Source organism: Lysobacter oryzae DSM 21044 (assembly GCF_059568595.1).
Genome location: NZ_JCANTQ010000013.1, coordinates 320,407 through 338,834 on the forward strand (window position 1 = coordinate 320,407; position 18,428 = coordinate 338,834).

General features: G+C 69.6%; 17 protein-coding genes. 8 read left to right on the top strand and 9 right to left on the bottom strand.

The features are described 5' to 3' along the window. Positions 1-88: 88 nt before the first annotated feature. A complete protein-coding gene (locus BP05_RS13815) occupies positions 89-2,986 on the bottom strand; it encodes a TonB-dependent receptor plug domain-containing protein (RefSeq protein WP_496364464.1) in 2,898 nt (965 codons plus the stop codon). 154 nt (positions 2,987-3,140) lie between these two features. Further along, complete coding sequence (locus BP05_RS13820; RefSeq protein WP_496364411.1) at positions 3,141-3,944, bottom strand: sulfite exporter TauE/SafE family protein; 804 nt, start codon at positions 3,942-3,944, stop codon at positions 3,141-3,143. A 193-nt stretch (positions 3,945-4,137) separates the two neighbouring features. On the opposite strand from BP05_RS13820, the gene BP05_RS13825 reads away from it, so the two are divergent. The 3 genes from BP05_RS13825 to BP05_RS13835 all read left to right on the top strand — a co-directional run bounded on the left by BP05_RS13825 (position 4,138) and on the right by BP05_RS13835 (position 7,894). Continuing rightward, a complete protein-coding gene (locus tag BP05_RS13825) occupies positions 4,138-6,171 on the top strand; it encodes a lytic transglycosylase domain-containing protein (RefSeq protein ID WP_496364466.1) in 2,034 nt (677 codons plus the stop codon). A 25-nt stretch (positions 6,172-6,196) separates the two neighbouring features. After that, a complete protein-coding gene (locus BP05_RS13830; RefSeq protein ID WP_496364413.1) occupies positions 6,197-6,583 on the top strand; it encodes a PH domain-containing protein in 387 nt (128 codons plus the stop codon). A gap of 84 nt (positions 6,584-6,667) precedes the next feature. Then, complete coding sequence (locus BP05_RS13835) at positions 6,668-7,894, top strand: multifunctional CCA addition/repair protein (protein WP_496364415.1); 1,227 nt, start codon at positions 6,668-6,670, stop codon at positions 7,892-7,894. Positions 7,895-7,996: 102 nt separating this feature from the next. Here the strand turns inward: BP05_RS13835 and BP05_RS13840 are convergent, their stop codons facing one another. The 3 genes from BP05_RS13840 to BP05_RS13850 form a co-directional block, all read right to left on the bottom strand. Next, positions 7,997-10,624 (bottom strand): TonB-dependent receptor plug domain-containing protein, encoded by a 2,628-nt coding sequence (locus tag BP05_RS13840; RefSeq protein WP_496364417.1) that lies wholly within the window; start codon positions 10,622-10,624, stop codon positions 7,997-7,999. 228 nt (positions 10,625-10,852) lie between these two features. Beyond that, positions 10,853-11,245, bottom strand: coding sequence for a VanZ family protein (locus BP05_RS13845; RefSeq protein WP_496364419.1), 393 nt, complete (start codon positions 11,243-11,245; stop codon positions 10,853-10,855). Next, the gene (locus tag BP05_RS13850; RefSeq protein ID WP_496364421.1) at positions 11,242-12,420 is read right to left on the bottom strand and encodes a class I SAM-dependent methyltransferase; all 1,179 of its coding nucleotides are present in this window, start codon (positions 12,418-12,420) and stop codon (positions 11,242-11,244) included. Before BP05_RS13850 ends, BP05_RS13845 begins: the two co-directional genes overlap by 4 nt. A gap of 78 nt (positions 12,421-12,498) precedes the next feature. On the opposite strand from BP05_RS13850, the gene BP05_RS13855 reads away from it, so the two are divergent. Further along, the gene (locus BP05_RS13855) at positions 12,499-13,239 is read left to right on the top strand and encodes a pteridine reductase (protein WP_496364423.1); all 741 of its coding nucleotides are present in this window, start codon (positions 12,499-12,501) and stop codon (positions 13,237-13,239) included. Between the two features lie 42 nt (positions 13,240-13,281). On the opposite strand, the gene BP05_RS13860 is transcribed toward BP05_RS13855, so the two are convergent. The 4 genes from BP05_RS13860 to tsaD all read right to left on the bottom strand — a co-directional run bounded on the left by BP05_RS13860 (position 13,282) and on the right by tsaD (position 16,226). Further along, positions 13,282-14,109 (bottom strand): DUF6159 family protein, encoded by an 828-nt coding sequence (locus BP05_RS13860; RefSeq protein WP_496364425.1) that lies wholly within the window; start codon positions 14,107-14,109, stop codon positions 13,282-13,284. A 204-nt stretch (positions 14,110-14,313) separates the two neighbouring features. Next, entirely contained in the window at positions 14,314-14,796 is a 483-nt protein-coding gene (folK, locus tag BP05_RS13865; RefSeq protein WP_496364427.1) for a 2-amino-4-hydroxy-6-hydroxymethyldihydropteridine diphosphokinase, read from the bottom strand. Between the two features lie 7 nt (positions 14,797-14,803). Beyond that, entirely contained in the window at positions 14,804-15,157 is a 354-nt protein-coding gene (gene folB / locus BP05_RS13870) for a dihydroneopterin aldolase (RefSeq protein WP_496364429.1), read from the bottom strand. A gap of 37 nt (positions 15,158-15,194) precedes the next feature. Further along, on the bottom strand, positions 15,195-16,226 hold the full coding sequence (tsaD, locus tag BP05_RS13875) for a tRNA (adenosine(37)-N6)-threonylcarbamoyltransferase complex transferase subunit TsaD (RefSeq protein ID WP_496364431.1): 1,032 nt from the start codon (positions 16,224-16,226) through the stop codon (positions 15,195-15,197). 142 nt (positions 16,227-16,368) lie between these two features. On the opposite strand from tsaD, the gene rpsU reads away from it, so the two are divergent. The 4 genes from rpsU (at position 16,369) to BP05_RS13895 (ending at position 18,309) form a co-directional block, all read left to right on the top strand. Further along, positions 16,369-16,584 (top strand): 30S ribosomal protein S21, encoded by a 216-nt coding sequence (gene rpsU, locus BP05_RS13880; protein WP_056134345.1) that lies wholly within the window; start codon positions 16,369-16,371, stop codon positions 16,582-16,584. A gap of 171 nt (positions 16,585-16,755) precedes the next feature. Beyond that, on the top strand, positions 16,756-17,202 hold the full coding sequence (locus tag BP05_RS13885; RefSeq protein WP_496364434.1) for a GatB/YqeY domain-containing protein: 447 nt from the start codon (positions 16,756-16,758) through the stop codon (positions 17,200-17,202). Positions 17,203-17,218: 16 nt separating this feature from the next. Next, positions 17,219-17,770, top strand: coding sequence for a hypothetical protein (locus BP05_RS13890; protein ID WP_496364436.1), 552 nt, complete (start codon positions 17,219-17,221; stop codon positions 17,768-17,770). Between the two features lie 2 nt (positions 17,771-17,772). Beyond that, on the top strand, positions 17,773-18,309 hold the full coding sequence (locus BP05_RS13895; protein WP_496364438.1) for a GNAT family N-acetyltransferase: 537 nt from the start codon (positions 17,773-17,775) through the stop codon (positions 18,307-18,309). Positions 18,310-18,428 lie beyond the last annotated feature (119 nt).

Below are 18,428 nucleotides of genomic sequence, written 5' to 3' on the forward strand. Positions count from 1 at the left end.
CGGGGCACCGATCGCGCGATCCCCGCGCCCCGGAAAAAGAAAACGGCCGGTGGCGAACCACCGGCCGTTTCGTTTCAGCAACCGCCGATCAGAAGCGGTAATCGGCGCTGACGTACCAGAACGTGCCCGGCAGGTCGTAGGTACCCGCGTCGTAACCGTTGAGCGAGCAGGTCACGCACACCGGCGGCTCCTTGCCGAACAGGTTGTTGGCGCCGGCCGACAGCTTCAGGCCTTCCAGCGTGAACGCGTTCTTCCACGAGACCTGGGCGTCGTGATAGACGACCGAGCCCAGCTTGTTGAAGCCGTCCGGCGTCAGGCAGCCCGGCACTTCCGGGATGGTCGCATTCGCGCAGTTTTCCTTGACCGAGTCGATGTAGCGCAGGCCGTAGGTCGCGTCGAAGTTGCCCTTGCGCCAGCCGACCTGCAGGTTGGCCTGCCACTCGGGGATGGCGCTGTCGTTGACTTCGATGCCGACCTGGCGCGGCGACTCGATGCCGTCCTGGTCCACAGCCTTGTAGTCGTTGACATAGGTGGCCTGGAAGGACGTGCTCAGCCCGCCCCAACCCCATTCCGGGCTCAGCCAGTTGACCTTGAAGTCGGCGCCGTCGGTTTCGATGGTGCCGAAGTTCTGCAGGAAGTTGCTGGCCGGGTTGAGGTTGCCGGTGAGGTTGCGGCTGAAGCCACCGCACAGCGCCGGATCGAACGTGGTGCCGTTGTAGCTGGCCAGGCACGAGTTGAGCAGCGTCTGGATGTCACGCGCCTGGATCGCCTTGTCGATCTCGTGGTGGTAGTAGCTCAGCTCGAAATCGAGCTTCTGCGACCAGCTCAGGCCTTCCGCCCAACCCGGGCTGTACACCAGGCCGACGGTGTAGCTGTCGGACTCTTCCGGATCCAGGTCAGGATTGCCGCCGGTGAACGTCGTGATCTGCGTATTGGCCTGCTCGAAGCCATCCGGCACACCTTGCGCCACGCAAGCCGCTTCCAGGCCGGGGGACACGCCGTCGGCGCGGTTCACGAACGGCGCGCCGGTGGGGCCACACGGATCGGTGACCGTCGGACCGAACTGGGTCAGGCCGTACAGCTCACCCAGGTTCGGCGCGCGGAAACCTTGCGAATAGGTGCCGCGGAACACCAGGTCCTCGACCGGCTGCCAGCGGAAGCCGACCTTGCCGGTGGTGGCGCCGCCGAAGGTCGAGTAGTCCGAATAACGCACCGCCGCCGACAGGTCGAGCGAGGCCAGGATCGGGAAGTTGAACTCGGTATAGATTTCGTCGACGTCGTAGCTGGCCGACACCGGCGAGGCGAACGAGTCCTGCGACTCGCCGGTCTGGCGCAGCGGATCCGGGTTGAAGTCGCCGCGGTACTTGCGGTGCTCGATGCCCGCCGCGAAGCCGGCGGCGCGATCGCCGATGTCGAACAGCTCGCCGCTGACGTTGGCCTGGTAGAGGTCCAGCACCTGCTTGCTCGAGTCGATCTGGTTGGTGCTGATCCAGTTGATCATGTCCTGCGTGAACGGCCGGCCCTGGCCACCGAACAGGTCGAGCGGGACGCAGCCAGCCACCAGTGCACAGATCGACGGATCGCCCAGGGCGAGCTTGATCTTGGCGATGTTGTAGCCGTTGGTGAAGCGCTGGGTCGCCTCGTTCTCGGTATGCACGTAGTTCGCATCCCAGTTGAACTGGCGGTCACCCAGGTTGAACACGCCGTCCAGGCCGATGTTGAAGTACCAGGTGTCGACGTCCTGGTTGAAGATGCGCGGCCCCACTTCCAGCGGGCGGCGGCCGATGAAGACGAAGTTCGAGGCGGCGTCGAGGTCGAAGCCGAATGGGTTGTACGGGTTCAGCGCCGAGATCGAAATGGTGTCGGCGATGCCGCCGGTGCCGGCGCCGGGGCCGACGAAGATCGGCTCGGGCGCGGCTTGGTTGGTCGACTCGCGATTGTTGTAGAGCGCCTTGACGTGCAACCGGGTGTTCTCGGTCAGGTCGTAGCTAAGGCTGGTGAACAGGCCCTTGCGCTTGCTCGGCGTCAACAGCAGGTTGTACGGCGCGTAGTTGAAGCGGTCGGCGCCAGTGAAGCCGTGGTAGGTGCCGCCGTTGGGATTGCCGGGGACGAAGACCGGCGTGGTGGTGCCGTTGTTGAGCGTGATGTTGTAGAAGGTCGTCAGCGACGGATCGAAGAACACGAAGCGACCCTGCGGCACGCCGGAGCTGCACGCGCCCAGGCCGGCGCCCGGTTCGCACTGCGAGGCCTGGTCCCACGAGCTGGAGCTGATTTCCTGCTGCTCGAAGTAGCTCGCGCCGAACACGGCCGACCAGCGATCGCCGCTGCCGCCCAGGGTCAGCGATGCTTCCTTGGTCTCGCCGCCCTTGTCGTATTCGCCGTAGTAGGTGTGGAGCTCGGCGCCGTCGAAGCTCTTGCGGGTGATGATGTTCACCACGCCGGCGATGGCGTCGGAGCCGTAGATCGCGGAGGCGCCGTCTTCCAGCACTTCGATGCGCTCGACGATCGCCAGCGGGATGGTGTTGAGGTCGGCGCTGCCGCTGACGCCGGAGGCCGAGGACTCGTTGACCCAGCGGATGCCGTCGACCAGCACGAGCACGCGCTGCGAACCGAGGTTGCGCAGGTCGACCTGGGCCGAGCCGGCGCCGATGCCGCCGCCGTCCGGCGGGTAGCCGAAGTTGCCCGACGAGTTGAACTTCGCATTGAGCGCCTTGCCGCTGGCGGTCAGCTGCTGGAGGATTTCACCGACGGTCTGCACGCCGGTCTTTTCCAGCTTCTGGCGGTCGAGGATGAAGACCGGTGCGGACGTGACGAGGTTGGATTGCTTGATGCGCGAACCGGTGACGGTCACGGTGTCGAGCGTGGTGGCCTCGCGCGACGGCTGGGCCGGCGGCGCATCCTGTGCCGCGGCGATGGCGGGCAGGCTCAGGAGCAGGGACAGCTGGATGGCTTTCGCCAATGTCTGGGGGCGCAGCGACTTCATGATTCTCTCTCCAGGAATTCTTATGAATGCTGTAGCGGGCGGTGAGCGGGGAACACGTCGCCCAGGTCCTGCAGGCGGCGTCGCCGAGTTGTAAACAATTAGTGAAGCCGCCACAAGCGGAAAGAAGTCACGCCCGGATGGGCAAAGCCCCCACCACTCAGCCCCCCAAGGCAAGGCTGACCGCCACTGCGGTGAGAAAACCGGCAAACACCCGCTTCAGGCTGTTGCCATCGAGACGGTGCGCGAGGCGCATGCCGTACGGCGCCGCCAGCACCGATGCGGCCGCCACCCCGATCGCCGCCGGCAGGTAGACGTAGCCCACGGCAAATTGCGGCAACGCACCATCCGGTGCGTGCAGGGCGTAACCCACCGCGCTGGCCAAGCCGATCGCCACCCCACAGGCGGACGAGGTGCCGACCGCGCGCACCGGCTTCACCCCGCGCCAGACCAGCAGCGGCACGGTCATGCTCCCGCCGCCGATACCGACCACCGCCGAGACCGCGCCGATGGCGAGGCCGGCCACGGTCATGGGCGCGCCGCGCGGCGGCGCAACCTCGCTCCCGCCCGCGGGCGTGCGCGAACCGCCGAAGGTGAGCTGCGCGGCGGCCAGCAGGCAGTAGCCCGCCACGATCCAGCGCAGCACGTCGCCGTCGATGCGCACCGCCAGTCCGCTGCCGAGCCAACCCCCTAGCAGCAGCCCCGGCACCATCCAGCGCACCGTCGGCCACAACACGCTGCCGCGCCCGTGGTGCGCGCGCGCCGAGGCGGCGGCGGTGAGCACGATGCTCGCGAGCGAACTCGCCAATGCCGCATGCATCGCCGCGTCCCTGGGCACGCCCACGCTCGGCAGCAACCAGGTCAGCGCCGCGACGAGCACCAGCCCGCCACCCACGCCCAGCAGACCTGCGAGCACGCCGGCGATCGCACCGAGCGCAAGGAACAACAGCAACGACAGCAGCATCGATGGACGTCCAGAAGCCGCGAAATGCCGGCGATCGTAACGCGCTGCGGCGCGCCGGCATCGCGCGATGCGGTGGCGACATGCATGCAAACGCGCGGCGACCGCCCATTCACGGAGCTCGGCTATAGTCGGGCGCATGTCCCCCCGCATCCTGATCACCACGCTCGCTGCAGTCGTGGCCGGGGCCCTGCCCATGGTGTCCGGCCCGTCCTCGCTGCGCTGGAACAGCCAGGCCCAGGCCGCGCCGATCGCGGCCGCGATCGTCGCCGCCGATCCGCAACTGCTGCGCGTGCAGGCCGCGCTGGAAGCCGCCGAGCGCGGCGATTTCGACGCGACGCAGTACGGCGACCTGGTGCGGCATCCGCTCTACGCGTGGATCGAATACGCGAACCTGCGCCGCAACATCGACGAGGTCGGCGCCGCGCAGGCGCAATCGTTCCTCACCCGCTACAGCGGCCAGGCCGCGGCCGAGGCGTTCCGCGAGATCTGGGTCGCGCAGGCCTCGCGCCGCGAGGACTGGCCCGCGCTGCTGGCGGCGTGGAAGCCGTCGCTGCGCAGCGCCGAATTGCGTTGCGCCGAATTGCAGGCGCGGCAAGCGCTCGGCCGCGACGATGCGCAGTGGAGCAGCGACGTGCAGGCGCTGTGGCGCGGCGCCGACAAGCCGCTGCCGTCCAACTGCGACGCGGTGTTCGATGCCCTCGCGGCGAAGGGCGGGCTGAGCCCGGTACTGCGCTGGGAACGCATCGACAAGGCCGCGGCGGAGGGGCAGCCGGCGGTCATGCGCAGCGCGGCGCGCGGCCTGCCGGCCGAGGAGGCCGCGCTCGCCAACGATTACGCCGACTTCATCGATGCGATCAATCCGCGCGCGCTGCAGTGGCCAAAGACCGAGCGCAGCCGGCGCATGGCGTCCTATGGCCTCGCGCGCCTGGCCAGGTCCGTGCCGATGGCCGCCGAAGCGCAGCTGCCGCAGTACGCGCAGGCGCTCGGGTTCAGCGAGGAAGATCGCGGCCGCGTGCTCTACCAGGTCGCGCTGTGGACCGTGGCCTCGTACGAACCCGAATCCGCGCGGCGGCTCGAAGCCGTGCCGGCCGCGGCGTACGACGAGCGCCTGCACGAATGGCGCGTGCGCGAGGCGATGGCGCGTTCGGACTGGCCCGCCGCCCTCGCCGCGATCCGCAAGATGGGCGACAAGCAGCGCAGCGATTCGCGCTGGCAGTATTTCGAGGCGCGCCTGGCCGAGATCGCCGGCGACAAGGAGGCCGCGCAGCGCCTGTATCGCGAGGCCGCGAACAAATCCGAGTTCCACGGCTTCCTCGCGGCCGACCGCATCGGTGCCTCCTACAGCCTGTGCCCGTGGCTGCCCGCGGACACCGCCGGGCAGCGCGCCGCGGTGGCACGCGATCCCGCGCTGGTGCGCGCCGTCGGCCTCTATCGCATCGATCGCCGCGGCTGGGCCGCGCGCGAGTGGGACGATGCGCTCAGCCGCTTCGACGACACCCAGCGCCGGCTCGCGGTGGAAGTGGCGCAGTCGCACGGCTGGTTCGACCGCGCGGTGTTCGCGCTGGGCAAGACGCCGGCAGGCGAGGCACGTCCGGACGAATTGCGGCTGTACACCCTGCGCTTTCCGCTGCACCACGATGCGACGATCCGGCGCGAGGCGGCGAACAACCGCCTGGATCCGGCCTGGGTCGCCGGCGAGATCCGCGCCGAGAGCGTGTTCGATCCGCGCGCGCGCTCCGGCGCGAACGCGATGGGCCTGATGCAGATCGTGCCGGGCACCGGGGCAACGGTCGCGCGCGACCTGGGCCTGGCATGGGGCGGCGCCGACTCGCTGTACGACCCCGACACCAACATCACCCTCGGCAGCGCCTACCTGCGCCAGCTGCTCGACAAGTACGGCGGCCAGCCCTACCAGGCCATCGCCGGCTACAACGCCGGCCCGGCGCCGCTCGCGCGCTGGCAGTCGCAGCGGCCGGGCATGGATCCGGATTTCTGGATCGAGACGATCAGCTACAAGGAAACCCGCGATTACGTCGCGCGCGTGCTGGCCTTCAGCGTGCTGTACGACTGGCGCCTCAACGGCAACGCGCTGGGCCTGAGCGAACGCATGCGCGGGCGGCTCGACGGCCCGCGCAAGAAGTTCGTCTGCCCGCTGGCCGTCGCGCCCGCGCCGGCGACGACCGCGCCGGCCAAGGGCGCACCCGCGAAAAAGCCGAAACGACGCTGACGCGCACCGCGCGGAGGATTTACCGATGGGCCTGATCGACACCCTGCTGGGCCACGCCAGCGAAAAGAACCTGGACAAGATCGCCGAGGATTTCGCGCCGCTGCTCGCGCCCGGCGAGACCCTGCAGCGCGCCTTCGGGCTGGTGCGCGACCTGATCGTGTTCACCGATAGGCGCCTGATCTTCGTCAACAAGCAGGGCGTGACCGGCAGCAAGGTTGAATACCTGAGCGTGCCCTACCGCAGCATCGTGATGTATTCGATCGAGACCGCCGGGCACTTCGACCTCGAGGCGGAACTGCGCATCTGGTTGCCCGGGCAGCCCGCGCCGATCGCGCGCAGCCTGGGCCGCAATGCCGGCGCGCACGAGATCGTGGCGCTGCTCGCGCAGCATGCGCCCGCCGGCCCACGCTGAAACGGGGCGGACCGCGCAACCGAAGCCGCGGCGGCGACTCATGGCACCGACAGGGGCCCAAGCCGCTTGGCTTAGACTTTCCGCATGAAGACCTACCTCGTCGGCGGCGCCGTCCGCGATCGCCTGCTCGGCCTCGGCCACGGCGATCGCGACTTCGTCGTGGTCGGTGCCACGCAGGCGTCGATGGAGGCCGCGGGCTTCAAGGCCGTCGGCCGCGACTTCCCGGTATTCCTGCATCCGCACACCGGCGAGGAATACGCACTGGCGCGCACCGAGCGCAAGTCCGGGCGCGGCTACCGCGGCTTCGTGGTCGCGGCCGATCCATCGGTGACGCTGGAGGAGGACCTGCAGCGGCGTGACTTCACCATCAATGCGATCGCGCAGGACGACGCCGGCCAGCTGATCGACCCGCATGGCGGCGTGCGCGACCTCAACGCGCGCGTGCTGCGCCACGTCAGCCCCGCCTTCGCCGAGGATCCGCTGCGGGTGCTGCGTGCGGCGCGCTTCATGGCGCGCTTCGCCGGCCTCGGCTTCAGCGTTGCGCCCGAGACGATGGCGCTGATGGGCGAGATGGTCGCCAGCGGCGAGCTGGCCGAGCTCACCGCCGAGCGCGTGTGGCAGGAACTGCGCCGCGCCCTCGTCAGCGAGCGGCCTTCGGCGTTCCTGCGCACCCTGCACGAGTGCGGCGCGCTCGCGGTCGTGCTGCCGGAAGTCGACGCGCTGTACGGCGTGCCGCAGCGCGCCGAATACCACCCGGAAGTCGACACCGGCGTGCATGTCGAGCTGGTATGCGACATGGCCGCGCGGCTCGCGCCCGGCGACGAACTGGTGGGATTCGCCGCCCTCACCCATGACCTGGGCAAGGCACTCACGCCCGACCACGTGCTGCCCAAGCACATCGGCCACGAGAACGCCGGCATCGCGCCACTGCGCGAGCTGTGCGAGCGGCTTAAGGTGCCGGTGGACCACCGCCAGCTCGCCGAATGCGTATGCCGCGAGCATCTCAACGTGCATCGGATGGCCGAGCTGCGCGCGTCCACGGTGTACGAACTGATCGCGCGTTGCGACGGCTTCCGCCGGCCCGAACGCATCCAGCGCATCGCCCTCGCCTGCGAAGCCGACAAGCGCGGTCGCGCGGGACTGTCGGAGTTGGAGTACCCGGCGGCGCAGCTGTTGCGCGAGGCGCATGCCGCGGCGATGAGCGTGCGCGCGGCGGACCTGTCGGCGCAGCTGATGGGTCCGGAGCTGGGCGCCGCGTTGCGCGAGGCGCGCATCGTGGCGATCGCCTCGGCCACCGGCAAGCGCCTGTAGCCTGCGTTCCGCGCAGCGCGCGCGGCCGCGCATTTCCTCTGCGTGTCGCCAGAAATGCGACGGGCGGCCGAAGCCGCCCGTCGCTGTCACAGCTTCGCCGGATCAGAACTCGAAGCCGACCTTCACGTACCACTCGCCGCCGTTGAAGCCATACGGCGAGGACAGCGGGTACTGCGCGCCCAGGAAGTTGAGCACGCCGTTGGACTGCTTGTCCGGGTATTCGTCGAAGATGTTGTTGCCACCCACCGTCAGGTGCGCCATGTCGTCGAACAGCTTGAACGTGACCGCCAGGTCGAACAGCCACTTCGCCCCGAACGACGCGGTCTCGCCGAAGGTCACGTCTTCCCAGCCGTCGTAGCGGTTGGCGCGCGCGGTGAGGTCGAAGCTCCACGGCGAACGCCAGTCGAAGGTCAGCACCGTGCGGTTGTTCGGCAGCTGGTTTTCCAGGTCGGCCACGCGCTCGGCGTCTAGGACCGGGTTGCCGTCGAACGGGTTGGTGTCGACGCGATCGACTTCCTGCTTGTTCCAGCTGTGGCGGGCGTCGAACGTGCCCGTGCCCCAGGTGCCGAAGTCGGCCTTGTAGATGGCGACCAGGTCGATGCCCTGCACCGTGCTGTCGAAGCCGTTGGTGAAGTACGACACCTGGCCCGGCAGCGCCGACAGCGGGATGCCGGCATCGATCAGCGCCTGCTCCTCCGGCGAGCCCGGCGCGATGGCGATGTTGCGCAGCGCGATGCGGTCGTCGACCTTGATGTTGTAGTAGTCGACGGTGAGGCTGAAGTTGGCGCTCGGGGTGTAGACGACGCCGGCGGAATAGGCGAACGATTCCTCGGCCTGCAGGGGCACGGCGCCCAGCGCGATCGCCGCGGGGCTGTTCACCGGGAAGGTGCCCTGCGGAATCAGGTTGCCGCTGGAGTCGGCGGTGGTGGTGACGTCGAGCGTGTTGATCTGTCCCGGCGTCGGCGCACGAAAGCCGGTGTTGACGGTGGCGCGCACGGCGAAGGCATCGGTGACCGCGAAGCGGCCCGACAACTTCCAGTCGAAGGTGTTGCCGAACGCGGAGGAATCCTCGAAGCGCCCGGCCAGGCCCATGGTCAGCCGCTCGACCACGTCGGTTTCCAGGTCGAGGTAGGCGGCGCGGCTGAACTGGGTGAATTCGCCGGTGGCATCCGGGGCGTCGCCTTGGAAACCGTCCGAGCCGAATCCGAACAGCGCTGCGGTCGGGCCGACCTGCCAGGACGCGAAATCGCCTTCACCGATCTTGTAGGTCTCCTCGCGCCATTCGGCGCCAAAGGCGACATTGATCGGCGAGGCGAACACGTCGTTCTCCCACGGGAAGGAGAAGTCGGCGTTGGCGCCGCGCTCGAGCTGGGTGAGGATGCCGGGCTCGAACACGATCGGGCTCAGGGCGCCCAGGCTCGGGTTGATCGAGTTGATCAGCTGGTAATAGACGCGGTTTTCGCCCTGGCGCAGGCTGAAGTCCCACCGCAGGCCGTTGCCGAACTCGCCCTTCGCCCCGAACACGCCCTCGTAGTCCATCAGGTCGGCGGCGATGGTCGGCGTGTAGCCACCTGGGAACTGGGTGTAGATCGGATTGAGCGCGACGTAGCCGGACGGGCTGGTGGCGCTGGCGGTGAGGTAATCGTTCGGGTTCAGGCCCTGCGCGATGATGCTGTTGACCAGGGCCTGGTCGACCGCGTCCGGCAGGCCGTCGTTGTTGGCGTCGACCATCAGCGTGCCGCGCGGGGCGACGCCCGCGACGCCGACCGGTTCGCGGTAGAAGAAGCTCGAGTTGAACTTGGAATCCGAGTAGCTGCCGAAGCCGTACAGGCTGATGCTGTCGTTGAGCGGGATCTCGGCGTTGAGGAACGAGCGCAGGCCCTTGCCGTTGGGATCACCCCAGCGCTGGCCCAGGCCGTTGAACGGCACCGTGCCGGGGCGCGCCGCCTCGACCTGTGCCGCGGTCGTGCGTGGCACGCCACGCGAGGTGAAGTCGCTTTCGAAATACTCGGCCGTGAGGTTGAGGAAGCCCTCTTCGGCCAGCGGCAGGCCGAGGTTGAACGAGGTGCGCCACTTGTCGCCGTCGCCCTTGTAGGTCGAGCCGTACTGGGCATCGACGCGGACGCCTTCGGCGTTGTCGTTGAGGATGATGTTGACCACGCCGGCGATGGCGTCGGAACCGTACTGCGCGGAAGAGCCGTCACGCAGCACTTCGACCCGCGAGATCGCGGCGGAGGGAATCAGGCCGTAGTCGACGGCCTGCGAACCCTGGTTGACGGTGCCGAACGGCTCGGCCTGCAGGTTGACCAGCGCCGAGCGGTGGCGGCGCTTGCCGTTGATCAGGACCAGGGTCTGGTCCGGCGGCAGGTTGCGCAGGTTGGCCGGACGGATGAAGGCGGTGCCGTCGGCGATCGGGAAGCGCTGGGTGTTGAACGACGGCGCGATGACCGAGAGCTGGTCGGTGAAGTCAGCCGAGGCCTGGCGTTCGAGGTTGGCCGGGCGGAACACGTCGATCGGCGAGAGCGACTGGGTTGGCGAGCGTCCGGGGACGCGGGTACCGGTGACCACGAGCTGGTCGAGTTCGACCGGCTTCTTGGCGGCAGGCTCGGCCGGCTGGGTGGTGGTTTCGGGCTGCGGTGCCTGATCCTGGGCGAATGCGGGCATTGCGAAGCCGGCGGACAGCGTGGCGATGACGGCCAGCGCCAGGCGATTGCGGTGGAAATGCGGCATGGCGGGAATTCCTTTCTTGTAGTGGAGAGGGCGCCCCTGAAAGCCCCGCCGCGAGCTTCATTAATTTTTAACCTTTGCGCAAGCGGCTCCCGGACTTTGCCGAAGGTGTTATTTGCTGCCGGGATCGGCGCGCGGCCGCGGGATCCCCGCATCGGCGGGACCGATGCGGAAGCGCGTGACGGTCATCGCGGCGGGCGCGTCGCTGCGGCACCGCAGCACGCCAAAGTTTCAGCGCAGGCGCGCGTCCAACCGTTGCAGCCAGCGCGCGGCCGGGGTCAGCGCCAGCAGCAGGCCCAGCGCCACCCCGGTGGTATTGGCCAGCGCGTCGGCCGGGTCGGCCATGCGCGTGCGGGTCAGCAGCGCCTGCGCGAATTCCAGCGCCACGCCCATCGCCACCAGGCCCAGCCCGGCCCGCAGCTGCGCGCGCCAGCCGGCGAACAGCAGCACCGCGCCGAAGGCCAGCAGGCCGTAGCTCGACAGGTGCTCGAGCTTGTCGAAGTGGTGCGGCACCTTCACCGCCGGCGGCGGCGTCAGCGACAGCACGATCACCGCGACGATCGCCGCCAGCCACAGCCCCAGCCACAGCCGCGGCCGGCCGAATGCCCGCAGCGCGCCACTCACAGGCGGAAGCTCAGGTCGCCGGCCATGAAGGCGACGCCGAATTCGACGTCCTTGGCGAAGCCCATCGCCTGGAAACGCTCGCCCATCTCGCTGGGCAGGGTGAGCTTCTTCACTTCGTTGCGGCGACGCTGCTGCTCGGCCGGATCGTGCATGCGCTCGATGCGCTCGAGCACGCCGGCCATGCCGTTGCCGAGCAGGAAGCTGGCCTGCGAGCAGTAACCGGCGAAGTCGAAGCCCGCGGCGACGCCCGCTTCCGCCAGCGCGGTGAAGTCCACCGATGCGGTGAGGTCCTGCAGGCCCGGCCACAGCAGCGGCTCGCCGTGCGTGCGGTGGCGGTAGTACGCGCGCAGGGTGCCGTCGTCGCGTTCGGGCTGGTAGTACTCGGCGCGCGGATGGCCGTAGTCGACGAACAGCATGGCGCCGCGCCGCATCCCGCCCGACACCGCCTGGATCCAGTACGGCAGCTGTGGCAGCACCTCGGAGCGGTAGCCCTCGGCGAAGGCATGGCCGAGGCTGCGTTCGAGGTGGCGCACCGCATTGCCGAGGAAAGCGTCGGCCGGGCGCAGCGTGCGCGCGAAGCCGTCGCCTTCGATCGCCACGTGTTCCTCGTAGACCTCGCCATCGCGGATCGCGAAGCGCGGCGTGGGTAGTGCATCAATGACCTCGTTGGCGAACAGCACGCCGTCCCATGCGTCCGGCAACGGACCGTTCAACCACTCCACCAGCTCGAACAGGGTCGGCGGCAGCTGCCGCTGCAGGCGCTCGCGCTGGCGTTCGCGCAGGTCGGCGCTGGGTTCGAGGATCAGGTAGCGATCGGGCAAGGCATCCAGTTCGAGCAGGCGCTTGAGCGCGACCTCGGCGAACGCGCCGCTGCCGCCGCCCAGTTCGAAGAACAGCGCGCCCGCGCCCAGTTGCTGCAGCACCGGCGCAACGCCCTCGGCCACGCACGCGGCGAAGATCGGGCCGAGCTCGGGCGCGGTGACGAAATCGCCGCCCTCGCCGAACTTGCGCGCGCCGGCGCTGTAGTAGCCCAGCCCCGGCGCGTACAGCGCCAGCTCCATGAAACGCGAGAACGGGATCGCGCCGTCGTTGGCGGCGATCTCGTGGCGGATGAGGGTCGACAGCCGCCCGCTATGGGCGAGCGCATCGGCATCGGGCGTGGGGAGCGAAGTCATGGAGTCATCGGCCGGCGGTCCTGCGGCATTATCGCCGCTGCCGCGTGCACAATGCCGCGACCCGCAGGAAGCCATGGCATGACCCACGCCCGTCCCGTCGCCCTGGTCACCGGCAGCGCCCGCCGCCTCGGTGCGGCGATCGCGCGCACGCTGCACGCGGCCGGCTACGACCTCGCCCTGCATTGCCGGCACTCGCGCGGCGAGATGGACGCGCTGGCCGCCGAACTCGAACGCGCGCGCGCGGGCAGCACTTTCGTGCAGCAGGCCGAACTCGCCGACTTCGATCGCTTGCCCGAGCTGGTCGCGCACGCGGTCGGCCGCTTCGGCCGGCTCGATGCGCTGGTCAACAACGCGTCCTCGTTCGTGCCGACGCCGATCGGCACGGTCACGCCGATGCAGTGGGACGCGCTGTTCGCCAGCAATGCGCGCGCGCCGTTCTTCCTCGCCCAGGCGGCGGCGCCGCACCTGGCCGCGACGCGCGGCGCGATCGTCAACCTCGGCGACATCTACGGCGAGCGCCCGTTGCGCGAGCACACGGTGTACTGCATGGCCAAGGCGGCGCTGCTGATGCTGACGAAGTCGCTCGCGCTCGAACTCGGGCCGGCGGTGCGGGTCAACGCGGTGTCGCCGGGCGCGATCCTGTGGCCGGACGGCGGCGGCGATGAAGGCAAGCAACAGCGCATGCTCGCGCGGACCCCGCTGGGCCGCACCGGCACGCCGGAAGAGGTCGCCGAAGCCGTGCGCTGGCTGCTGCAGGACGCGCGCTACAGCACCGGGCAGGTGCTGCACCTGGACGGCGGGCGCCTGCTGGACGCCTGAGCCGCGGCCGGACCGGAGCTGCGATCCGGCCGCTCGCTCGCTTTACTTGGGCAGGAACGCCTGCTCCAGCTGCAGGCCGCGGAATGCCGGCGGTGCCTCGCCCTGGGTCGCATAGCGGTACAGCGCGGCCGAATAGATTCCGCTCAGCGCGGCCTGGTACACGCCCAGCAACAGCAGCGCGACCACGAAGACGATGCCGACCGCGATGGCCAGCGCCAACGACACCTGCGCCGCCGCGTACGCGAGCAGCACGCCGACCAGGATCACGCCGAAGCCGAGGAAGCCGAAGAACACGCCGATGCCGACGTTGCCGATCGCGTTCTCACCCCACGTGCGCTTGAGCAGGCTGGCGCTCTGCTTGAGTGCGTCGACCGGGCCGACGTTCTGGCTGACCAGCACCGGCACGACCAGGAACGTCGCCAGCGTCCACGCCGCGCCCAGGCCGCTGCCGAGCAGGCGCAGCAACAGGTTGTCGTCGTCCTTCATGCGCTTGAGCACCAGGCCCACCGTCGCCGCGATCGCCGCGTAGCCCAGGATCGCCGGCAGCCGCGCCCTGGCGGCGTTGAAGCCGTCGGCCAGGCTCGGATCGCCGCCGTCGAGGCGGATCATCGCCGCGCCGACCAGCGCGCAGTTGCAGAACAGGATCACCGCGTACTGGCAGAAATAGAACGCGAACACGAGCACGGCGCCGAACAGGTTGAAGCCGTCGTCGAACACGCGCAACGCCCACAGCGGCAGCACGAACGTCGCCATCACCACCAGCGTCAGCAGGCCCGAAATGATCGGGAACAGCATCAGTTCCTTGTCGGAGCGCAGCACCGCCGCGCTCGCCCTGGCCAGTTCCCAGCTGCGCGAAAACCTGTCGAACATCGTTCCATCCCCGTGGCTGCCGCATTCGGCAAGGCCGCATCCTCGGACGCCAACGTGACTCGCGCAAGTCGACCGGCCGGCCCGCGATAGCAAAGCGATAAACACGTCCGCGCCGCCCCGCGACTGACACCCTCCAGCGCCGACCGTTCAACCCATCGGCGTACAGCCGCCGCCGCTGCCCTTGGGACGACGACGTCTATGCAATCAGAGCTCGACCCGCGGCATCGGCGCGTGCCGTTCCGGGTGCGCATCCCACAGCTGCGCCAGCGTGCGCGCGGTGCCGGGAACGACCGTCGTCGGCGCAATCTCGGCCAGCGGCCGCAACACGAAGGCGTGCTTCAGCTCGTCGCGCGGAACCTGCAGGTGGCCATCGCCCTGCAGCACCAAGTCGTCGAACAGCACGATGTCGAGGTCGAGCGTGCGGTCGCCGAAACGCGGGCCACTGCGGTCGCGGCCGTGCGCGTCTTCCAGTGCATGCAGCCAGGCATTGAGCGCGAATGGATCCAGCGCCGTGTCGATGATCGCGGCCGCATTGAGGAAGTCGCCGCCGTCGAAGCCGACCGCGCGGGTGCGGTACACGTCCGACAACACGACCGCGCCGAACTGCCGGCGCAATGCCGCGATGGCCTCGCGCAGGTGGCGCTCCGGTTCGCGGTTGCTGCCCAGGCTCAGGTAGGCCTTGCTCATCGCGCGATCAGGATCGGCTGCGCTCGATGATGACCCCCACCGCGCGCGCGCCGCGCACCGCGCCGGGTTTGCTCAGCTTCAGGCGCACGTGCTGCACGCCGAATTCGTCGAGGATGATCGCCGCCACGCGTTCGGCCAGGGTTTCCACCAGGCCGAAGTCCGACTGCGAGACGTACTCGACCAGGCGCTTGCTCACCGCCTTGTAGTTGAGCGTGTCCTCGATCGCATCGCTGGCCGCGGGGATGCGGTTGTCGAAACTCATCTCGACGTCGAACAGCAGCGGCTGGCGGATCCGGCGCTCCCAGTCGTAGATGCCGATCAGCGCCTCGATCTCGAGGGCCTCGATGAAGACCTTGTCCATGCGGCTCGTTTCGGAACGGCGGTTTGGGGCGCAAACGCTACGCGACTTCCGGCAGCGTCGCCATGTCCCAGCGCGGCGTCACCCGCACCGCGGCGTCGCCGTGCTGGCCGGCCTGCAGGCGCAAGGCGCCGGCGAACGCGATCATCGCGCCGTTGTCGGTGCAGAACATCGGACGCGGGAAGCTGACGCGGCCGCCGCGCTTCTCGGCCAGCGCCTGCAACTTCGCGCGCAGGCGCTGGTTGGCGCCGACCCCGCCGGCGATCACGATGGTGTCGAACCCGGTCGCATCCAGCGCGCGCTCGCACTTGATCGCCAGGGTATCGACCACGGCGTCCTCGAAGGCACGCGCGATGTCGGCGCGGGTCTGCGCCGCCTGGTCGCTGTCGCGCCAGGCCAGCAGCACCTGGGTCTTGAGGCCGCTGAAGCTGAAGTCGAGGCCCGGGCGGTCGGTCATTGGCCGGGCGAACTTGAACCGGCCCGTCCGCCCCTGCTCGGCCAGGGCGGCCAGCTGCGGACCGCCGGGGTACGGCAGGCCCATCAGCTTGGCGGTCTTGTCGAAGGCCTCGCCGGCGGCGTCGTCCAGGGTCTCGCCCAGCAGGCGGTAGCGGCCGATCGCGTCCACGGCGACCAGCTGGGTATGCCCGCCCGAGACCAGCAGGGCGACGAAGGGCGGCCGGGTGCTGGCGTCCTCCATCAGCGGGGCGAGCAGGTGGCCTTCCATGTGGTGCACGCCGATCGCCGGCACATCCAGCGCCCAGGCCAGCGACCGCGCCACCCCGGCGCCGACCAGCAGCGCCCCGACCAGGCCGGGACCGGCTGTGTAGGCCACGCCATCGATATCGGCAACGGAAAGCCCGCTCTCGGCCAGGGTCTGGCGGACCAGCGGCAGCAGCTTGCGCACGTGGTCGCGGCTGGCCAGTTCCGGAACCACCCCGCCGTATTCGGCATGCAGGGCGATCTGGCTGTAGACCGCGTGCGCGCGCAGGCCGGCCGTGCCGGGGCCCGCGCCGGTGCTGTACACGGCGACGCCGGTTTCATCGCAGCTGGTTTCGATGCCGAGGACGTTCATGGGGCCGAATATGGGGACTTGCGGGGAGTTTGCAGCACCGCGGGCCGCGGGCGCGCCGCGGAGGTTGCACGTGGCGGGACTGCGCCGCTATCATACGCGGCTCTCCCGGTCCGCCCGGGCTGTCCCACCAACGAGATTACGTATGCCCAGCGTCAAAGTCCGCGAAAACGAGCCCTTCGAGTTTGCGCTCCGCCGCTTCAAGCGCACCTGCGAAAAGGCCGGCGTCCTGGCCGAGACCCGCAAGCGCGAGTTCTACGAGAAGCCGACGCAGGAACGCAAGCGTAAGGCTGCCGCCGCGGTGAAGCGCCAGGCGCGCCGTTCCTCGCGCGACGTCACCAAGCGTCAGCGCCTGTACTGATTGCCCGCCGGGCCGGGCCTGCACAGGTCCTGTCCGCCGCAGTCAAGGCAGAAGCCGGCCGCGCTCAGCGCTGCCGGCTTTTTGCATTTCTGGTCTCCGGGCATTCGCGCCCGGGACCGGCGCGAAACCGGGTCGCCCGCCCCGTCCGTCTTCCATCTCCAGGAGATTTCCATGTCCCTCAAGCAACGCCTCACCGACGACATGAAGGCCGCCATGAAGGGCGGCGACAAGGACACCCTCGGCGTGATCCGCCTGATCAACGCCGCGATCAAGCAGCGCGAAGTCGATGAGCGCATCGAGCTGGACGACGCCGGCGTGATCGCCGTGCTGGAGAAGGCGGTCAAGCAGCGCAAGGATTCGATCAGCCAGTACGAGGCCGCCAGCCGCGCCGACCTGGCCGCGGTCGAGCGCGCCGAGATGGTGGTGATCGAGCGCTACCTGCCCGAGAAAATGGGCGAGGCCGAGATCGTGGCGGCCATCGATGCCGCGATCGCCGAGACCGGCGCGACCGGTCCCGCCGACATGGGCAAGCTGATGGGCGTGCTCAAGCCGAAGCTCGCCGGGCAGGCCGACATGGGCCAGGTGTCGGCGCTGGTGAAGAAGCGCTTCGCCGGCTGACCCGGGACGCCGGGCGATGTTCGGCCGCTGGTTCCGTCGCGCCGTGCCGGTCGAGGACCGGGTGTGGATCGACGCCGCCGCGTGCGCGCGCGGCGTACGCGCGCAGGTCGAGCAGGCCCTGCGCCAGCGCGGCAGCGTCCTGCTGCTGGCGCGTTCCTACACCGACCGCGAGGACCTGGCGCGCGAACTCGCCGCCCACGCGCCGCGCGTGGGCAGCGATCGCTTCGCGGCGGACGACCTGCGGACCCACCTGCGCACGCCGGGCACCCTCGGCGTGGCCTGCGTCGACGACCTGCGGCCCACCGCCGCGGGCGCTTCCCGTCCGGAATCGTTCGAGGTGCATGTCCGCGGTCGCGATCCGCGCCGCGCAGCCGACCGCGCCCTGGTCGAGCTGCTCGCCGCGTGGGCACCCGCGCGGATCGTGTTCCATCATTCGCTGGACGACGCCCTGCTCCGCGCGCATGCCGCTTCGCTGCAGCCACTGCTGCACAAGCTCGGCATGCGCGCCGACGAACCCATCGTCAGCCCGCTCCTCACCCGCGCGATCGAGCGCGCGCAACGACCGTGACCATGACCGCGACCGCAAACGCCCCGATCGCCACCAACCGCCCCGGCGTCACCCTGCGCGCGGCCACGCGCGAAGACGTGCCGCTGATCCTCGCCCTCATCCGCGAACTGGCCGAGTACGAGCGCGAACCCGACGCGGTGCAGGCCGACGCGGCGACCCTGGCCGCCAACCTGTTCGGCGAGCGCCCCGGCGCGGAAGTGGTGATCGCCGAAGCCGACGGCCGACCCGCCGGGTTCGCCCTGTTCTTCCACAACTTCTCGACCTGGCTCGGCCGCCGCGGGCTGTACCTGGAAGACCTGTTCGTGCGCCCCGAATTCCGCGGCCGCGGCGTCGGCCAGGTGCTGATGGCCTACCTCGCCACGCTCGCCGTCGAACGCGGCTGCGGCCGCTTCGAATGGTCGGTGCTGGACTGGAATACGCCGGCGATCGACTTCTATCGCCGCATCGGCGCGGTCGCCATGGAGGAGTGGACCGTGCAGCGCATCGCCGGCGACGCGCTGCAGGCGCTCGCGGCAAGCTTCGCCGTGCCGCGCCGGTGAGCGCGTTCGCGTAGCATCGTCCTGCCATGGCACGCATCCCCGACGGCTTCATCGACGATCGCGCCGCCGTAACACGCGGCGGCGTCATTTCCTGCCGCGCCGCCGCGCGCCGGTGGAAC